This is a genomic window from Aquimarina pacifica, assembly GCF_000520955.1.
GTDB classification, from domain to species: domain Bacteria; phylum Bacteroidota; class Bacteroidia; order Flavobacteriales; family Flavobacteriaceae; genus Aquimarina; species Aquimarina pacifica.
Window position 1 is genome coordinate 42,677 of sequence record NZ_JACC01000037.1, and the last position, 16,978, is coordinate 59,654.

Annotated in this window: 14 protein-coding genes; 9 read left to right on the plus strand and 5 right to left on the minus strand. The window is 32.6% G+C overall.

The window, feature by feature from the left end:
• Nucleotides 1-1,110: an anhydro-N-acetylmuramic acid kinase gene (locus DZ60_RS0116800; protein WP_025743191.1), complete on the plus strand. Its 1,110-nt coding sequence runs from the start codon at nucleotides 1-3 to the stop codon at nucleotides 1,108-1,110.
• A 108-nt stretch (nucleotides 1,111-1,218) separates the two neighbouring features.
• Here DZ60_RS0116800 and DZ60_RS0116805 read toward each other — a convergent pair whose 3' ends face one another.
• Nucleotides 1,219-1,806 (minus strand): T9SS type A sorting domain-containing protein, encoded by a 588-nt coding sequence (locus DZ60_RS0116805; RefSeq protein ID WP_025743192.1) that lies wholly within the window; start codon nucleotides 1,804-1,806, stop codon nucleotides 1,219-1,221.
• Between the two features lie 236 nt (nucleotides 1,807-2,042).
• Here DZ60_RS0116805 and DZ60_RS0116810 point away from each other — a divergent pair, with 236 nt between their 5' ends.
• Nucleotides 2,043-2,915 carry an AraC family transcriptional regulator gene (locus tag DZ60_RS0116810; RefSeq protein WP_025743193.1) on the plus strand — a complete coding sequence of 291 codons (873 nt, stop codon included), beginning with the start codon at nucleotides 2,043-2,045 and terminating at the stop codon, nucleotides 2,913-2,915.
• Between the two features lie 169 nt (nucleotides 2,916-3,084).
• Here DZ60_RS0116810 and DZ60_RS0116815 read toward each other — a convergent pair whose 3' ends face one another.
• Together DZ60_RS0116815 and DZ60_RS0116820 are read right to left on the minus strand one after the other, a co-directional pair.
• Nucleotides 3,085-3,951 (minus strand): trypsin-like serine peptidase, encoded by an 867-nt coding sequence (locus DZ60_RS0116815; RefSeq protein ID WP_025743194.1) that lies wholly within the window; start codon nucleotides 3,949-3,951, stop codon nucleotides 3,085-3,087.
• Between the two features lie 204 nt (nucleotides 3,952-4,155).
• Nucleotides 4,156-4,872 carry a hypothetical protein gene (locus tag DZ60_RS0116820; protein ID WP_025743195.1) on the minus strand — a complete coding sequence of 239 codons (717 nt, stop codon included), beginning with the start codon at nucleotides 4,870-4,872 and terminating at the stop codon, nucleotides 4,156-4,158.
• A 564-nt stretch (nucleotides 4,873-5,436) separates the two neighbouring features.
• Between DZ60_RS0116820 and DZ60_RS0116825 the strand changes: the two genes are divergently transcribed.
• The 3 genes from DZ60_RS0116825 to DZ60_RS0116835 are packed head-to-tail and all read left to right on the plus strand — an operon-like array spanning nucleotide 5,437 to nucleotide 8,590.
• Nucleotides 5,437-6,009: a hypothetical protein gene (locus DZ60_RS0116825; RefSeq protein WP_025743196.1), complete on the plus strand. Its 573-nt coding sequence runs from the start codon at nucleotides 5,437-5,439 to the stop codon at nucleotides 6,007-6,009.
• Nucleotides 6,010-6,024: 15 nt separating this feature from the next.
• A complete protein-coding gene (locus DZ60_RS0116830) occupies nucleotides 6,025-7,806 on the plus strand; it encodes a tetratricopeptide repeat-containing sensor histidine kinase (RefSeq protein WP_025743197.1) in 1,782 nt (593 codons plus the stop codon).
• A gap of 13 nt (nucleotides 7,807-7,819) precedes the next feature.
• Nucleotides 7,820-8,590: a LytR/AlgR family response regulator transcription factor gene (locus tag DZ60_RS0116835; RefSeq protein WP_025743198.1), complete on the plus strand. Its 771-nt coding sequence runs from the start codon at nucleotides 7,820-7,822 to the stop codon at nucleotides 8,588-8,590.
• Between the two features lie 46 nt (nucleotides 8,591-8,636).
• On the opposite strand, the gene DZ60_RS0116840 is transcribed toward DZ60_RS0116835, so the two are convergent.
• Together DZ60_RS0116840 and DZ60_RS0116845 are read right to left on the minus strand one after the other, a co-directional pair.
• The gene (locus tag DZ60_RS0116840; protein ID WP_025743199.1) at nucleotides 8,637-9,260 is read right to left on the minus strand and encodes an L-threonylcarbamoyladenylate synthase; all 624 of its coding nucleotides are present in this window, start codon (nucleotides 9,258-9,260) and stop codon (nucleotides 8,637-8,639) included.
• Nucleotides 9,261-9,397: 137 nt separating this feature from the next.
• Nucleotides 9,398-11,731, minus strand: coding sequence for an ATP-dependent helicase (locus DZ60_RS0116845; protein WP_025743200.1), 2,334 nt, complete (start codon nucleotides 11,729-11,731; stop codon nucleotides 9,398-9,400).
• A gap of 347 nt (nucleotides 11,732-12,078) precedes the next feature.
• Between DZ60_RS0116845 and DZ60_RS0116850 the strand changes: the two genes are divergently transcribed.
• The 4 genes from DZ60_RS0116850 (at nucleotide 12,079) to DZ60_RS0116865 (ending at nucleotide 16,148) form a co-directional block, all read left to right on the plus strand.
• Nucleotides 12,079-12,366: a hypothetical protein gene (locus DZ60_RS0116850; protein ID WP_025743201.1), complete on the plus strand. Its 288-nt coding sequence runs from the start codon at nucleotides 12,079-12,081 to the stop codon at nucleotides 12,364-12,366.
• A 362-nt stretch (nucleotides 12,367-12,728) separates the two neighbouring features.
• Entirely contained in the window at nucleotides 12,729-14,015 is a 1,287-nt protein-coding gene (locus tag DZ60_RS0116855) for an amidohydrolase (RefSeq protein ID WP_025743202.1), read from the plus strand.
• Nucleotides 14,016-14,027: 12 nt separating this feature from the next.
• Entirely contained in the window at nucleotides 14,028-15,611 is a 1,584-nt protein-coding gene (locus DZ60_RS0116860) for an FMN-binding glutamate synthase family protein (RefSeq protein ID WP_025743203.1), read from the plus strand.
• 18 nt (nucleotides 15,612-15,629) lie between these two features.
• Nucleotides 15,630-16,148, plus strand: a complete 519-nt coding sequence (locus DZ60_RS0116865; protein ID WP_025743204.1) for a DUF7935 family protein — start codon at nucleotides 15,630-15,632, stop codon at nucleotides 16,146-16,148.
• Nucleotides 16,149-16,978: the final 830 nt, after the last annotated feature.

Genomic DNA, 16,978 nt, shown 5'->3' on the forward strand with positions numbered 1-16,978 from the left:
ATGAATACAACAAAGCATCAATATCATGTAATCGGCCTAATGTCAGGAACTTCTCTTGACGGGTTAGATATTGCTTATTGCAGATTCATAAACGATAAAGATGCCTGGTCCTTTGAGATTATTAAAGCCACAAGCATTGAATACTCAATAGCATATCAAAATGAACTTAAAAATGCTATCCACCTTGATTCGGTAACCTTATTAAAGTTACACAATACATACGGAAGCTGGTTGGGGGATCAAGTAAAAAAATTCATCCAAAACAATGCAATCACCACCTTAGATTTTATTGCAAGTCACGGGCACACTGTTTTTCATCAACCAAACATAGGCGTTACACTGCAGATCGGATCAGGGCAACATTTGGCCAATGCATGTGATCATAAAGTAATTTGTGATTTTAGAACCAATGACGTAGCCTTGGGTGGTCAAGGTGCACCTCTTGTGCCAATAGGAGATCAGCAACTTTTTGGACACTACGACTTTTGCCTTAATTTAGGAGGTATTAGTAACATCTCTTTCGACAATCAAAATAGAAGAATAGCTTACGATATTTCTCCCGCTAATATGCTATTGAATTACATATGCTCTAAAATAGGTAAAACATATGATGATCAAGGAAAGATTGCAAAAACCGGAACTCTCAACAAAACCTTGCTTAGCACACTAGATAATTTACCCTATTACAGAATGCCATTTCCTAAGTCTTTGGGATACGAATGGTTTTCTGACACAATACTGCCGATCATAAATACATCTCAAGATACTGCAGAAAACCTTTTGCATACCGCTGTACATCATATTGCTAATCAAATTACAAATACAATCAAGCAAACAAGAAAAACAAATACTTCTTTACTAATTACTGGTGGTGGAGCAAAAAATGATTTTCTAATAGAGGTACTTCAACAAAAATTAATTGGTACCTCAACCGTAGTTATTCCGTCAATAGAACATATCGATTTTAAAGAAGCACTAATTTTCGCTTTTATGGGAGTATGTAGAGATCGTAATGAAATAAATTGTTTACGATCCGTAACAGGAGCAAAAAAAGACTCTTCATCAGGAGTTATATATATGCCACAAAATAAGGAAACTACCATTGCATAATGAAGGTAGCACTTTACAAATAAAAAAGACTGCCCTTGCGAGCAGTCCTTTTTTCTTTTTCATTAAAATATATTCAGGGGGCAACCGGTATTTTGTTAATTACTGTAATTAGAGTGTTATTTCTTTTATAAATACTCTGTCATTGGTGCTAAAATGAACATCGTATGCTCCTTTTGGCAAATCAGCAAGATTGTAAGTTCTTTTGAAAATCGGTTCTCCTACTTCTACTTTCTCGTCAAAAATCAAAGCTCCATTATTATCATAAATTGATACAATTAATGGACTTTTTTCTACTCTTGTCATTGCAACTTTAAGAGTTTCTCCCTTAAGAAGTAATGCAGGCTTAAAAATAGTTACTGTCGAATTGTCTATTAACGAAACACCATGATTGTTTTTAACTACCGGAGTAATTTTTACATCATACTCTGTTTCTGATTCAATAAAGTATATTCCATCTTTGATACTCTTAAAATCAAAAAATCTTCTATACGAAGGCATTGCCTTTAGTGTTACATCAAACAATGTAATTCCAGAATAATCTTTAAGAGCCAACTTTTGACCTTTCAGAGTATTCGACAATGTAACATTAATGGTAGAAGAGTTCTCAATTTTCACAGATAAAACATCTGATGCTCTCGTAACGGTGCTTAATAATATAGCGCATATTATTAAACTAAGTTTCATTACTCTTTTCATAACTTTTAAATTTTTAAATTCTTTTAGGTTTTAATGTTTTTGATGGTACAAATGTAGCGTAGAAATAATTACAGAAATACAACAGAATTTACACATATATATGCTATATTAACCCCATAAAACTATTTAAACATCTTGTTAAATTAATTTAACACATTATTCTATTTAGTTTGACAATAAATTAACAATAATAATAGAAGATTAGTAGTAAAATTACCTTTGTAATACCATATTCTATGAAAAGCACAAAACCATCTTTAGAAAAAATTATACCCGAGTTTGGTAGTTCTATGAATTATCAAACATTTTCAAAAGAAAATAGAAATAAAGCGCCTGTATGGCACTATCATCCGGAGTTAGAAATTGTGTATGTAAATGGGGGAACCGGAAAAATACAAATAGGAAGTCATATGTCTTATTATAGAAAAGGAGCTCTAATGCTCATTGGTTCTAACCTTCCGCATTGTGGATTTACTGATGGTATGACCGGAAACAGTCGTGAAACAGTAATACAAATGATGCCAGATTTCTTAGGCCCTGATTTTTTTGATATTCCTGAAATGAATACTATCGGTACACTTATAAACCGAGCAAAAAAAGGAATTACTTTTCATAGAGATACAAAAAGAAGAATAGGAGCCCAAATAGAGTCTTTGGAGAATAAAGACCCTTTTGAAAAATTAATTGGTATTCTAGAAGTGCTAAAAGAAATGGAAAAAACAAAAGATTATACCATTCTAAATGCCGAAGGTTTCGTTATGGAAACCGAATTGCAGGATAATAATAGGATTAATTTAATTTTTAACTTTGTACAACAAGAATTTACACGCCCAATTCCTCTTCAGGAAATAGCTGATAGGGTTAGTATGACAGTTCCCGGGTTTTGTAGATACTTTAAAAAAATAACAGGTAAAACTTTTACACAATTCGTAAACGAATATAGATTGGTACACGCGGCAAAATTACTTCATGAAAAACAAACCAGTATTACGGATATATGTTATGAAAGTGGTTTTAGTAATTTTTCTCATTTTAATAAGTTATTTAAACAATTTGCTGGTAGAACTCCTAGTAAATATAGAAATGAGTTGAATTATATTGTTTCGTAACTATATCCTGATACATTTTAGTAAGTAAAGAACATGCATATAACAGATATCCCAAAGAACTTCTATTCTAGTTACATATATTCTAATACAAAAAAGCTTCAATTTCTTGAAGCTTTTAGCATTATCAGTCTAGTCTTGGGGGTCAATCTGTTTATATAATTGCTTTAAATTATTCACTAGACTCTTTTAATCGATCAAGAAGTGCATCATACTCTTCTTGATTAAGATATGGAGAATTAGCATAGCTGGGTTGACTTCCTCTTGTGCTTTGAACACCATTCACATAGTTTACACTACTCACAGTGGTAATCCAATTTCCGCCACTTGAACCTTGGGTCATATCATTATTATTCATAGTTATAATAGTACTCCCAGACACATAACTTCCTGTGGTTTTATACATTTGTTCTCCCGAATAAGGAGATATTGCAGGGTACCCTATTGCGGTCCAAGTTCTATTCTGCGGAGGAAGATTTAATATTGTGGGCATCGTACCTATACTTGTCATAGGTGAGTCGGTGCGGATCATTGCGTAATCATACGCAAAATTAGTATTATCTTTCCACTCATCGAATATAGCAACCTTAGACCACCCCCAGCTAACCTGAACACCTGTATATTCTGGATATCCAGGAAAATAAAGAAAATTATCTGACCACTCTCCTTCATCATAAATGTTGTGCGCTGCAGTCAAAAGAACTTCTAGAAATACAGATCCTGCCGAACCTACATAATTCTCTCCCTTCCATGTAAAATATAATTTACCATTACATCTGTTAGGATAATTTTGTGGATATTCTACAGGTACTGCTATAGGTACATCTATTGCCTTATAAATATCATTGTCAGTAATAGATGTATTAGCTTCTATGATAGTTGTGATTTTTGAAGTATCAAAATCTGGTTCTTTAAAATCATCTGGCAAGGTTGGAGATGGTTTTGGTATTGCCTTTTCTCGTCTCTCTTTTGTCCAATATTCTTCTATTTCGTTTTTGCCTGATTTTTTTTTGTTCGTATAAAAAGATGTCTTAATCATGTTTTCTTTAATTTTAAAATATTATAATATAAATTCTAAAGGAACACCCGCAATTGAACATATCAATTGATTAGTATTTTAAACCCGATTTATGAATTTGACAAGAGATTAGAAAGGTTGATTAACTCTAAAAAATCAGTCAGAAATATCAATTTAAATACATAAATCGGGTTACTCACAGATGTTTATTGCTGTCAATAAATATTATGAAACTGTTGTTAACAGCTTCGTTAAATCTGTTCCAGAGTCAGTTACAGTAACAGGTCTTCCGCCTGGAGCATTATCAATACCAAAAGTACTAGGAAGTAATTGTAAATCATATTGAGTACTTGAAGCGTTAAAATCAAATGTACAACCCGGGGCGGTAGTATTCCCTACCACTGATCCTGAAACCAAATCATCTTGTGCGGCAAATAATAATACTGTCTCATTAGGTTCCATACTAATAGATCCTTGAGGTGTTGCTGTAAAAGCACAAAAAGGTGCAAATTCGCCGTTTACCTTTGAGGCCAACCCTACGGTTATATTATCAGTACCTGCTGGTCTGTTATTAAGTAGTGTAATAATACCATCTGGCGCACCATCAGGTATCGTTGACCAACTACCATCTGCATTAAAGGTTACTGCGGTTCCTAAAGGAACTTCTGGTGATAATGCCTGCATTTGGATGGTTGTGTAGGCTCCTATAGTCGCTTTATTATAAACATACACTTTGTAAAGTGGTTCATAATCAATCTCTACGTTTCCAAACATTTCGATGAATGGTTCTGCAAACCATACAGGTACACCTTCTGTCACTTGAGCTGGTCCCGATGCTCCTTTATATCCTAATAACTTATAATTATTTGCTTGTAAATAATCTAGAATATCTATTTGTTCTTGCGAAGTAAGGTCAAAATCTATTTTAAATATAGTTGCCATAATAAATTGTTTTAATTATTAATTTGTTCCTACTCTATTTTAGTTGGCTTTTCAGATTCCCCCAATGCTTATGTTTTTTATAAGACTTTTTTAATTTAGAATTCGGCCAAATCCCTATATCACTCACAATCTTGTCTTAGATATCAAGTAAAACACTAGTACAGATCCCTAATAAATAAGCTTGTGAAATAATTATATACCAAAGGTGCTATGTTATCTAGAGAGAAAGAAAAAAAATGAGTGAACGAACTAATTTACTGAGTGAATGTTTTATATTGCTGAGTAAGGTGTTTACCCGTATTGGTTTTTAATAAACTTTCAATATTTATTAAAAACCACCGTATAATTGACAGCTATACCGTTTTAAAAAAGAAAAACAACTGTCACGTCTTGTTATAAAAACATATATCTAAGGACAAATATGTTTCATGATAAATAGAAATACCTAGTCATTTTATTATGTTAAGAATAGCAAAACACTACCTACTTTTTAATTGAAAAAATTGTACTTTTATCATGTACACCCTCCCCTAACAGACTAATCAAATATTAATCAAAAACATTATGCGAATTAAATTCCAATTACAAACTTTGGGAATGCCTGATATTGAGAGTTTTATTAGCGTTAATTTAGAAGACATTAAAAATGCTGTACAATCTTCTTATTTAGGTTTGGGCACACCTTACAGCCCCATAGTCATTGATGATTTTGTAAATTTCATGGATAATAAACTACCTGTTCTCCTTAGTAAAACCCAAATTAAAATAGAATTAGAATTAGACAAATCTGAAAACAACGATAAAAATTTTAATCCTAATCTAATTTGTCTAAAGGCTATAAATGTTGGTAGAAAATTTAATGACAGGAAAATCATAGAAATTGATTTTTGGCAGGAGGTTTTTAATTTTGAGATCGGTAACCTATATGCTGCCCCGGATAGCACCTTGTATATTTCTCCTACAAAAAAAAATGAAACCATTATGGCTACCAATAATAAGCTTCCCAATCTTTATGTAGCCTATAGTATTTTATTTTCTATGAAAATTAGAATTAATGAAGACCATGGGTATAGTGATCGTACGTACTATTTCACCATTGATCCTTTATTACACATTAGTTCTAATCAGCTTACATAAAAAGAATAATACCCTATGAATTTTTTAGTAAACAAATTATTGTTTCTATCTTTTTTAGTATGCCACTCCCTCGCTTTTTCTCAATACACAAAAAAGATAGACAGTCTTCTTAAACGAAGTGAAAGTAAAGAGTTATCTACTGTAGAACAAATACAAACCTTTAAAAATATTGCTCTTTATCATCATGATTTGTATATAGCTCTTAAGTATGCAAAAAAATCAATGCAATTGGCTAAAGAAATAAAAAAACCAATTCTACAAGCTGAGGCACTAGAGGAAATTAGTAACCTAGAACACAAACTAGGAAATAACAAACAATCATTTAGCGCTTCGCTACAAGCATTACAAATTTACGAATCACTGAATGCCATAGATAAAATAGGAGCCACATATTCGCAGTTAGCCAATAATTCTCTTAGTTATAAAGATTATAAAAAAGGAATTACATACCTTAAAAAGTCTAAAAATGTCTATAGCAAAAACATTTATAGTACGCATCATATAAGTGTCGTTCATAATCTGGCAGAAGCCTATCGTTTATTCGGAAAACTAGATAGTGCAGCGTATTGGTTTACAGAAACATTAAGACTTAATAAAGTACTAAAAAATGATTTTATAGAAGGATATACACAAGGTAATATAGGGATGGTGTATTCTACTCAAAACGAGTTAACTTCTGCTAAAGAAAAATTAACCAAAAGCATCGAAATTCTTACACCACTAAATGATTTGTACGCAACTTCTGTATATATAGCAGAACTAGGTGAAGTGCACAGAAAAGAAAAAAAATGGGATGAGGCTGAAACAAAGTTTTTAGAAGCACTCACCATCGCTAATCGTGAAGGGTTAAAAGAGCAAATAAGAGACTTCAGTGCTTTGCTCTCTAAGTTTTATGAATCACAGCAAAAGTATAAACAAGCATTAAAGTATAATAAAATATATCAAGTATACCAGGACAGTCTTCTAAACAAAGAAAACATTCAAGAAATAGAACAGTTAAAAACGAACTACGAAATTGAAAAGCGAGAATCAGAAATTGGATTATTAAACTCTATGAATAAGAAACAAAAAATATGGGTTATCATTTTGTTTATCGTCACCTCTATTGTTTTAGTATTTGCATATCTCTTAACAAAAGCAAATAAGAAAATAAGAAAAGTAAATAGAACTTTATCCAAGCAAAAATCTATAATTACTAAGCGAGAACAAGAAAAGGCATTACTTCTCAAAGAACTCAATCACAGAATAAAAAACAATCTACAGATGATTTCAAGTCTGCTCAATCTACAAAGTCGCGAACTATCTGGGCATTCTAAAGAAGCTCTTCTTTCTGGTAGGCACAGAGTTGATGCACTATCTCTAGTACATAGAAAACTTTATCAAGAAGATCACAACACCCGGATTATTCTAAAAGACTATATAGAAGAATTAGTTTTAGGACTTTTTCACGGATATGGTGCTACATTTAACCCTATCCTAAAAATTGAAAAAATAAGCGTAAATATCGATATGGCAATTCCTATTGCGTTAATAATAAATGAACTTACGATCAACTCTCTAAAATATGCTTACAAAAATATTGAACACCCCGTTCTTCAATTAACAATACAGCAAAAAAAAGACCTTCTAGATGTACAGATAATCGATAATGGAATAGGGTTTGAAAAAGGCAACACCCAAAAAGACTCTTTTGGCATTAAACTTATTTTCTCATTAATAGAGCAACTTGAAGGTACTATAAAAAAAGTAAAAAGCAATTGTGGCACACATTGGGAAATGAATATGAAAATCGTTTAATTGAGGCTAAATCATGACAAATCAAAAAGAAAAAATAAACGTTTTTATCGTTGAAGATGAAATACTAATAGCAAAGGATATTGCAAATAGACTTACCGATATCAATTACGAAGTTATAGGAGTTGCTCCTTCTGCAATAAAGGCATTACAAGGGATCACAACGAACCCCAATATAGACATCATTTTAATAGATATTGTACTTAACGGAGAGCTTGATGGTATTGAACTTGCCCAAATAATTAATAAAAAATACCAAATCCCATTTATTTTTCTGACATCCCATGCAAACACTCAATTTATAGAACGTGCAAAAGTCACTAATCCTTACGGTTATATTTTAAAACCCTTTAATGATCGCCAGGTAAGTATTGCAATGCAATTGGCTTTGTCTAATTTCAAAAACAAAAATCAAAAGAAAAATTTATACCCTAGTACAGAGGCAAAAAAAGTACTACAAACAGGACACCCCATTGAGGATAGTCTTTTTCTCAAAAAAAATCACCATTTTGAGAGAGTACCTCTAAAAGAAATTCAGTTTCTAAAAGCAGATGATAATTATTGTATTGTGCATACAAAATCAGAACAATTTATGTACGCTATGGTATTAAAAAAGATAGAAGCTCATCTTCCTGTTCATCAGTTTTTAAGAGTACATAGAAGCTATGTGGTAAATATTGAATTAATTCGCGGTTTTGAAGGAAATATGCTTTTTATAGGAGATAGAAAAATCCCTGTTAGTAAAACATATAAAAGTAAAGTGTTTGACTTATTTCATTCTATTTAACATCAGCACCTTTATGTATGAAGTCAAAGCACTCATAAAATAAAAGTTAAATAATATCCAAAGTTCCTTTACCTTCTCTAATCAATACTGGCTCTCCATTGGTTGTAAGATCAATAACTGTAGAAGGTATATTATCTCCATAGCCCCCATCTATAACAATATCTACTAGGTGGTCCCATTTTTCTAGAATCAATTCTGGGTCCGTTGTGTATTCTATCACCTCATCTTCATCATGAATTGATGTAGATACAATCGGATTCCCCAATTCTTCTACAATAGCTGTGCAGATACTATTGTCAGGAACTCTGATCCCTACGGTTTTCCTTTTTTTAAAAACAGTTGGCAAATTATTATTTCCGGGAAGAATAAAAGTATAAGGTCCTGGTAGTGTTCTTTTAAGTAATTTGAAGGTCGCATTATCTATTTGTTTTACATAATCAGAAAGGTTACTTAAATCCTTGCAGATAAAAGAGAAGTTAGCCTTAGCTAGCTTTACCCCTTTAATCTGGGCAATTCTTTCTAAAGACCTGTTATTGGTGATATCACATCCCAATCCGTATACTGTATCTGTAGGATAGATAATTAATCCACCGTTACGGAGACAATCTACCACCCTTCTTACTTCTCGTGGATTCGGATTTTCATCGTATAATTTTATAAATTCTGCCATGATATCCTCATTTAGTGATAGCTATTACTTTTAGTGTACCCTCTCTTATGTAAATTAATTATATTCTTACCATAAATGGTACCGTTTCTATATATTCTAATCACTTAACTTCAGAATAAAAATCCTACCAAATACTCCTACCCTATTATTTTCAATTTTGCAAAACGAAGAAGCAATTTTTTGATCCCTCCTATTTCAAAGTTAATCTCTGCTTTCTTATCCTGCCCTACTCCTTCGATCTGTAGAACCTTTCCTTTACCAAATCTCATATGCTCTACTATAGTACCCGGAATTAAGTCATTATCAAACAAATTTGCACCTGTAGCTTTTGCAGCACTTCCGGTACTTGCGGGTCGCAACTTTCTTAATTTTCGTAATTGCTCTTCGGTAGGTTTATGAGCCAATGGTGGCGATCCAGTTATTGGTTTCTTAAGTCGTAATTTACTCTTATCAACCTCTCCAAAAATATCAGAATCAACCAATGGTTTATAACGATAGGTATCTACTGGTGTTATATATTCTAAGTATTTATCATCAATCTCTTCTATAAACCTACTAGGTTCTGCATCGACCAATTTCCCCCATCGATATCGAGATTGTGTGTAGGTCAAATACGCTTGTTTCTCTGCTCGTGTAAGTGCTACATAAAATAGACGACGCTCTTCTTCTAATTCACTTCTCGTATTCATACTCATCCCTGAAGGAAAAAGATCTTCTTCCATTCCTACTATATATACGTACGGAAACTCTAATCCCTTAGCCAAATGAATGGTCATTAAGGCTACTCTATCATCATCACCTGTATCTTGATCTAGGTCTGTTGCCAATGCTACATCTTCAAGAAATTCTACCAGAGATCCCTTTGCATCTGCTATTTCTTTCTGCCCCTCTACGAAGTCTCTTATTCCGTTAAGTAACTCTTCTATATTTTCTATCCGAGCAATCCCTTCTGGTGTACCATCTTTTTTTAATTCCTGAAGTAACCCTGTTTTTTTTGCTACCAATTCTGAAAGCACAAAAGCATCAGAACTTTGATTGGCCACCTGAAAACTTTTAATCATCATTACAAAGTTTTCTAATCGTGTCTTGGTCCCACTATTAATCTTTAGATTAATTCTATCTAAGTTTTGAATTACTTCAAAAATAGATCGATCATAATGATTTGCCGCAACTACCAATTTATCTACAGTTGTTGCACCAATACCTCTTGCGGGATAATTAATTACTCTTTTGAGTGCTTCTTCATCTTTAGGATTTATAATCAATCGCAAATATGCTAGTACATCTTTAATTTCTTTTCTCTGATAAAAAGACAATCCACCATAAATTCTGTACTTTATATCTCTTTTTCGTAGAGCATCTTCTATTGCTCTTGATTGCGCATTTGTTCTATACAATATTGCGAACTCACCATTAGTAAGTTGATATTGCATTTGATTTTCAAAAATTGAACTTGCCACATATCTACCTTCATCTCCATCTGTCAACAATCTATTTACCAAAATCTTTGGTCCGTCATCATTTGCGGTCCAAACCACTTTGTCTAGTTTGGTTTTATTTTTATCTATAATAGAGTTTGCGGCTTCTACAATATTTTTTGTAGATCTATAATTTTGTTCTAATCGATATTGCTGAACATTGTCATAGTCTTTCTGGAAATTGAGAATATTATTAATATTTGCTCCTCTAAAAGCATAAATACTTTGCGCATCATCCCCTACAACACAAATATTTTGAAACTTATCAGAAAGTGCACGAACAATAAGATATTGAGAATGGTTTGTATCCTGATACTCATCAACCAATATGTATCTAAATCGATTTTGATATTTCGCAAGAACCTCGGGAAAACGATTAAGTAATTCATTTGTTTTTAATAACAAATCGTCAAAATCCATTGCTCCAGCTTTAAAACATCGGTCAACATAGTGCTGATAAATCTCTCCTAATCTAGGCCTTTTTGCCATAGCATCTGCTTCGACTAGTTCTGCATTCTGAAAATAAGCCTTTACAGTAATAAGACTATTCTTATAAGAAGAAATACGAGAATATACCTGTTTATATTTATAGATATCCTTGTCAAGCCCCATTTCTTTAATTATTGAAGCAATTAATCGCTGGGAGTCTTGAGTATCATATATTGTAAAATTAGAAGGATATCCTAGCTTGTCTGCCTCGAATCTTAAAATCTTAGCAAAAATAGAATGAAATGTACCCATCCACAGATTCTTTGCTTCACTTGCCCCAACAATACCTGCGATTCGTTTTTTCATTTCACGAGCAGCTTTGTTGGTAAACGTCAAAGACAATATATTAAAAGCATCAACTCCCTGATTCATTAAATAAGCAATACGAAAGGTCAGCACCCTTGTTTTTCCAGAACCTGCACCAGCAATCACAATCATCGGACCATCCTTTTGCAAAACGGGAGCGCGTTGTGCATCATTTAACCCTGCTAAATATTCTTCCAAATCTTCATTCTTTTATACGTTCGAAATTTAAGCAAAGAAAGACGCTTTAGGAAATGATTGTCTATATACTTTTAAACCAATTATTAACTATTTCTTTTATAGAAACATACTACCATTCTTCTCTATAACATTGCGCAAAAAACCAAAAAAAACAGAATAATAATTACCCTAACAAACTAGCTTACAAAAACTGTAAAACGAGTAATTAGCATATTAACAAAATTCCTACATCTTCAATTTATTATGTTAAAAAATAGATTAAATACATAATTACACGTTAAAAAACACTATATTAGCAATTATACAGAGAAAAACCTGTTTCCCCAAAAATAAATAAACTTGACATTATGGCCCCAGAAAAGAATGTGCAGATCATCCAAAAAGAACAAATTAAATTTCTTAAGTTCCCCAAAAAAGACGTGCTTGATAAAAAAAAGGATCAAATAGATCGGTTCTTAGAACTACAAAGAGCTCTGTCTCTTGGTAATTTAGAACATCAAAAAGTAAGAATAATTTTTGTAGATGATAGCGGCTTTAAAAAAGTTGAAACTACTATTTGGGGAATAACCGACAAAGAAGTTATACTAAAGCAATCTACTATTATACCCTTAGAAAGAATTATAAGTATTTTTTAGTTTGCAACTATAATATTGTCTTAGTATTTATACTATGCATATGTTGATTTTTAATTTTGTAATTGGCGTGTTCTACCTTCAGAATACGCCTTTTTCTTTAGTCCCTATCTAAGTGTAAAAGATTGAATCAAAATCATCTTTAATACTACTTTTCTAAACAACAGGATCAAATTATATACTCAAAATAGATCTACCTTATATCCCTATGTAGACCTAAAAGAAACTATTTCATACCTTGATTTCGTATTAGAAATGGTATTATCTCCCTTTTTTTACATAATTTTATTTATCATTATTCGAAACGAAAGAAATATCTTTGATTAGGTACTGAATTTAGTTTCTAAAAATAATAGCCTTACTATATGAAATCACATATCATTTTATCTGTATTATTGCTTACTTTTTGCACTATTTATTCTCAAAAAATTGATCCAGAAATTAAATCTTCATCCGAAAAAATAGAAACCAAAGTAATTGAGTGGAGAAGAGACTTTCATCAAAACCCAGAACTTTCTAATCGAGAATTTGAAACTGCAAAAAAAATTGCTAAACACCTCAAAGAATTGGGGTTAGAAGTTACTGAAAACGTTGCAAAAACAGGAGTTGTTGCCATTCTTAAAGGAAACAAAGAAGGAAAGACAGTTGCACTTAGAGCAGATATAGATGCGTTACCTGTAACAGAGAGAACTGACATCCCCTTTAAGTCGGTTGTTAAAACAACATTCCTTGACACAGAGGTTGGTGTAAGCCATGCTTGTGGTCATGATACCCATATTTCAATATTAATGGGTGTTGCCGAAATTCTTACTAAGCATAAAGATAAAATTAATGGAACTGTCAAGTTTATTTTTCAACCTGCAGAAGAAGGCCCTCCTCCAGGAGAAGAAGGCGGAGCAAAATTAATGATCAAAGAAGGGGTGCTAAAAAATCCAGATGTCGATGCTATTTTTGGTTTGCATATCAATTCAGGAACCGAAGTAGGTAAAATTCGTTATAAACCAGGCGGAACCATGGCAGCGGTAGAACGTTTTGTTATCAATGTCAAAGGAAAGCAAACTCATGGATCGGCTCCATGGTCAGGAGTAGATCCTATTCTTATTTCTGCAAAGATTATAGATGGGTTACAAACTATTATCAGTAGAGAAGCTCCCTTGGTAAATGAAGCTGCAGTAATTACTGTTGGCAAAATAACAAGTGGAGTACGTTTCAATATTATTCCTGAAAGTGCAGAAATGATCGGTACGGTTCGAACCTTAGATCCCGAAATGAAATCCTTGGTGATAAAACGAATGCGAGAAATGGTTCCTGCCATAGCCGAAGCTTATGGTGGTACAGCAACAATAGAATTTCAAAACAATACTTCAATCACATATAATGATCCGGATTTGGTACAAAAAATGTTACCTACCATTCAGGGCATTGCAGGAAAAGACAATGTAATTTTATCAAAAGCAACCACAGGAGGAGAAGATTTTTCATATTTCCAAGAAGTGGTTCCTGGGTTCTATTTCTTTCTAGGAGGAAAATCACCAGAAGCAATGACGACTACTTCGCACCATACTCCAGAATTCTATATAGACGAAAGTGGCTTGCTTTTAGGAGTAAAAGTAATGTCCCAACTAGCTATTGATTATCTGAATGCCCAATAACATATAATAACCATGAATACTATTTTTGATTTTCTCGGTGCTATATCTTGGTGGATGTGGGTACTTATTATTTTACTTGCCATAGCTATACGAGATGTTTTTTTTAACAATAAACATACAATTAGTCATAACTTTCCTATCGTTGGTCATCTTAGATATATGTTCGAAAGTATTGGTCCCGAAATACGTCAATATTTTGTAGCAAATAACAGAGAAGAATTACCTTTTAATAGAATTGAAAGAGGCTGGGTCTATGCTTCTTCAAAAAATGAAAATAATTATGAAGGATTTGGGACGGATTGTGATATTTACTTGCATCAGCATATTTTTATTAAAAATTGCCTCATTCCATTCAAACTAAAGTCTGAACATCCTAATAAGAAAGACAAAAATTTTCTTCCTTGTGCAAAAGTCATGGGACTTTATAATAAACGTCAAAAACCATATCGCCCAGGTTCTATAATCAATGTATCTGCAATGAGTTTTGGTTCGCTATCTGCAAGAGCCATAGAATCATTAAATGTCGGGATCCAGAAATCAAATGCATATCATAATACCGGAGAAGGAGGACTATCTCCTTATCACAGTAACGGTGGTGATGTTATTTTTCATTTTGGTACTGGTTATTTTGGTGTGCGAGACGAAAATGGTGACTTTTCTATGACAAAATTAAAAGAACTAGTTGCCCAAAATCCTTTTGTTAAAGCCATAGAAATTAAACTGTCGCAAGGAGCAAAACCAGGTAAGGGAGGTGTATTACCGGGAGCAAAGATTACTCCAGAAATTGCAAAAATAAGAGGTGTCGAAATCGGTAAAGATGTACTTTCTCCATCTACGCACACAGCTTTTAGCACTGTTCCTGAACTTTTAAAATTTATAGAAGATATTGCCAACGAAACCGGATTACCCGTAGGTATCAAAGCGGCTATTGGGAAAACAGAACAGTGGGAGCTACTAGCAGAACTCATGGTAAAAACGAACAAAGGACCAGATTTTATTACTATTGATGGTGGCGAAGGTGGCACAGGAGCTGCACCTCCGAGTTTTGCAGATCATGTATCACTGCCATGGATATATGGGTTTGCCAAAATCTATAAAATTTTTCAGAAGCATACACTTACAGAAAGAGTTGTTTTTATAGGAAGTGGAAAGCTTGGTTTTCCTGCAAAGGCTGCAATGGCATTTGCAATGGGAATAGATTGTATTAATGTCGCAAGAGAAGCCATGATGAGTATTGGTTGTATACAAGCTCAGATATGCCATACAAATAGATGCCCTAGTGGTATAGCTACGCAAAGTAAATGGTTACAGAAAGGGATCGATGTACCCTTAAAATCGGATCGCTTAGCACAATATTTTAAAACATTTAGAAAAGAACTTATAGAAATCACCCACGCTGCAGGCCATGAGCACCCTTGCCAGTTTACTATGCAAGACATTGACCTTAATGTAGATGATGGTGAATTAACCAAAACGTTAGAATCTTCATTTGGATATACTAAAACCAATGTTGAGTATACATGCACAGAAGATTTAAAAGAATGTATGTATCTTGGTGGCTCCTATAAGAAAAAGCCCAAAGAACAATACAATTAAACAATTTTATATTTAAAAATGGAATTTCAGATTATACCTTTAGTTATTTCCTTAATACCTTCTTTACTAGTAACATTATTAGCAGTTTACTTTTTTAAACTACACACTGCAAATGAAGACAAACAACGTAGATTTCTTCTACACAAAGAAAATCAAAAAGAAGTGCTACCAATCAAATTTCAAGCTTATGAGCGACTAGTACTATTCCTAGAAAGAATCTCTCCCGATAAATTACTAATTAGAGTCCAACCACTGGGAGACGATAAAAAAGGGTATGAATCGTTATTGACTCAAACAATTGATCAAGAATTCGAACATAATCTCACCCAACAGATTTATGTTTCTGATGAAAGCTGGAATACCATAAAAGCTGCAAAAAATGCAACAATTGGTATTATTAGAAAAGTTGCATCAAAAGAAGATATACAATCGGCCAATAAAATGCGGGAAGTAATTCTAACAGAACTTGTTGAAAAAGGGACTCCTAGTGAAGCTGCACTAACTTTCTTAAAAAAAGAAATCAACTATTTGATTTAGAGTAAATTTCGCCCTTCTACTGTACATATAACTGATAGAAGATTAACAACCATATTGTACTAAAAAATACCTCGCAAATTTTTATTTATGTACATGTATTGTATACCCCTTACAACATATTAGTGAAGACTAAAGAAACAACAATAAAAGTATCATAATTAAGAACAAGAACACTTTTTAGGTATACCGACTAAAACTATTTCTTACATACGATACTCGAACTACTGCGCTTTACCTTCATTAGTTTTACATTTTGGAAGGAAATTATGCATTAGAATTTTTCATTGGTAAACTAGAACGTATAATAAACACTAGTACTTTCTTAACCTAAACGACAATTACACATTGAAACTTGGAAAATGAAGGTTTTATAAACCATAGAGCATAACATGTTCTAAGTTTTATAATAATCTGACTAAAGTGTTTTTTGATAGTTTTAAGCTATAAAATTTAAGGGATTAAAGGAAAAACACACCACAATATTACTATGTATGAGCACTAATTTTGGTACTATACTGATACTAAGTATAGATCCTTGTTCTATATAAAAACTTAATTTTTACAAAATTGTCTTTTTAACGAACCTTTTAAAGCCATAAATAGTTTCCTTTTTTTTAAGATACACTAAAAAATACAAGTATTTATATCAAAAAAACACCCTAAAAGGGCCCTTAAATTGAAGGTTTCTAAAATGCGAAATCATTTTCGTTTATTATTCTATATTTTTTTAGTCAAAAAACCATTCAAAATTTGATTTTTAGTCAAAATAAAAGTCTTTTATTAACATTAATTCAAGGCATTATCTAATCGATATGTAATTGTTAATAAAA

Bases quoted from the DNA above. Each gene is read 5' to 3' on its own strand.
- DZ60_RS0116850 (WP_025743201.1), top strand. From the start codon at position 12,079: ATGGCCCCAGAAAAGAATGTGCAGATCATCCAAAAAGAACAAATTAAA.
- DZ60_RS0116830 (WP_025743197.1), top strand. From the start codon at position 6,025: ATGAATTTTTTAGTAAACAAATTATTGTTTCTATCTTTTTTAGTATGC.
- DZ60_RS0116805 (WP_025743192.1), bottom strand. From the start codon at position 1,806: ATGAAAAGAGTAATGAAACTTAGTTTAATAATATGCGCTATATTATTA.
- DZ60_RS0116815 (WP_025743194.1), bottom strand. From the start codon at position 3,951: ATGATTAAGACATCTTTTTATACGAACAAAAAAAAATCAGGCAAAAAC.
- DZ60_RS0116835 (WP_025743198.1), top strand. From the start codon at position 7,820: ATGACAAATCAAAAAGAAAAAATAAACGTTTTTATCGTTGAAGATGAA.
- DZ60_RS0116800 (WP_025743191.1), top strand. From the start codon at position 1: ATGAATACAACAAAGCATCAATATCATGTAATCGGCCTAATGTCAGGA.
- DZ60_RS0116825 (WP_025743196.1), top strand. From the start codon at position 5,437: ATGCGAATTAAATTCCAATTACAAACTTTGGGAATGCCTGATATTGAG.
- DZ60_RS0116840 (WP_025743199.1), bottom strand. From the start codon at position 9,260: ATGGCAGAATTTATAAAATTATACGATGAAAATCCGAATCCACGAGAA.
- DZ60_RS0116865 (WP_025743204.1), top strand. From the start codon at position 15,630: ATGGAATTTCAGATTATACCTTTAGTTATTTCCTTAATACCTTCTTTA.
- DZ60_RS0116810 (WP_025743193.1), top strand. From the start codon at position 2,043: ATGAAAAGCACAAAACCATCTTTAGAAAAAATTATACCCGAGTTTGGT.
- DZ60_RS0116855 (WP_025743202.1), top strand. From the start codon at position 12,729: ATGAAATCACATATCATTTTATCTGTATTATTGCTTACTTTTTGCACT.
- DZ60_RS0116860 (WP_025743203.1), top strand. From the start codon at position 14,028: ATGAATACTATTTTTGATTTTCTCGGTGCTATATCTTGGTGGATGTGG.
- DZ60_RS0116820 (WP_025743195.1), bottom strand. From the start codon at position 4,872: ATGGCAACTATATTTAAAATAGATTTTGACCTTACTTCGCAAGAACAA.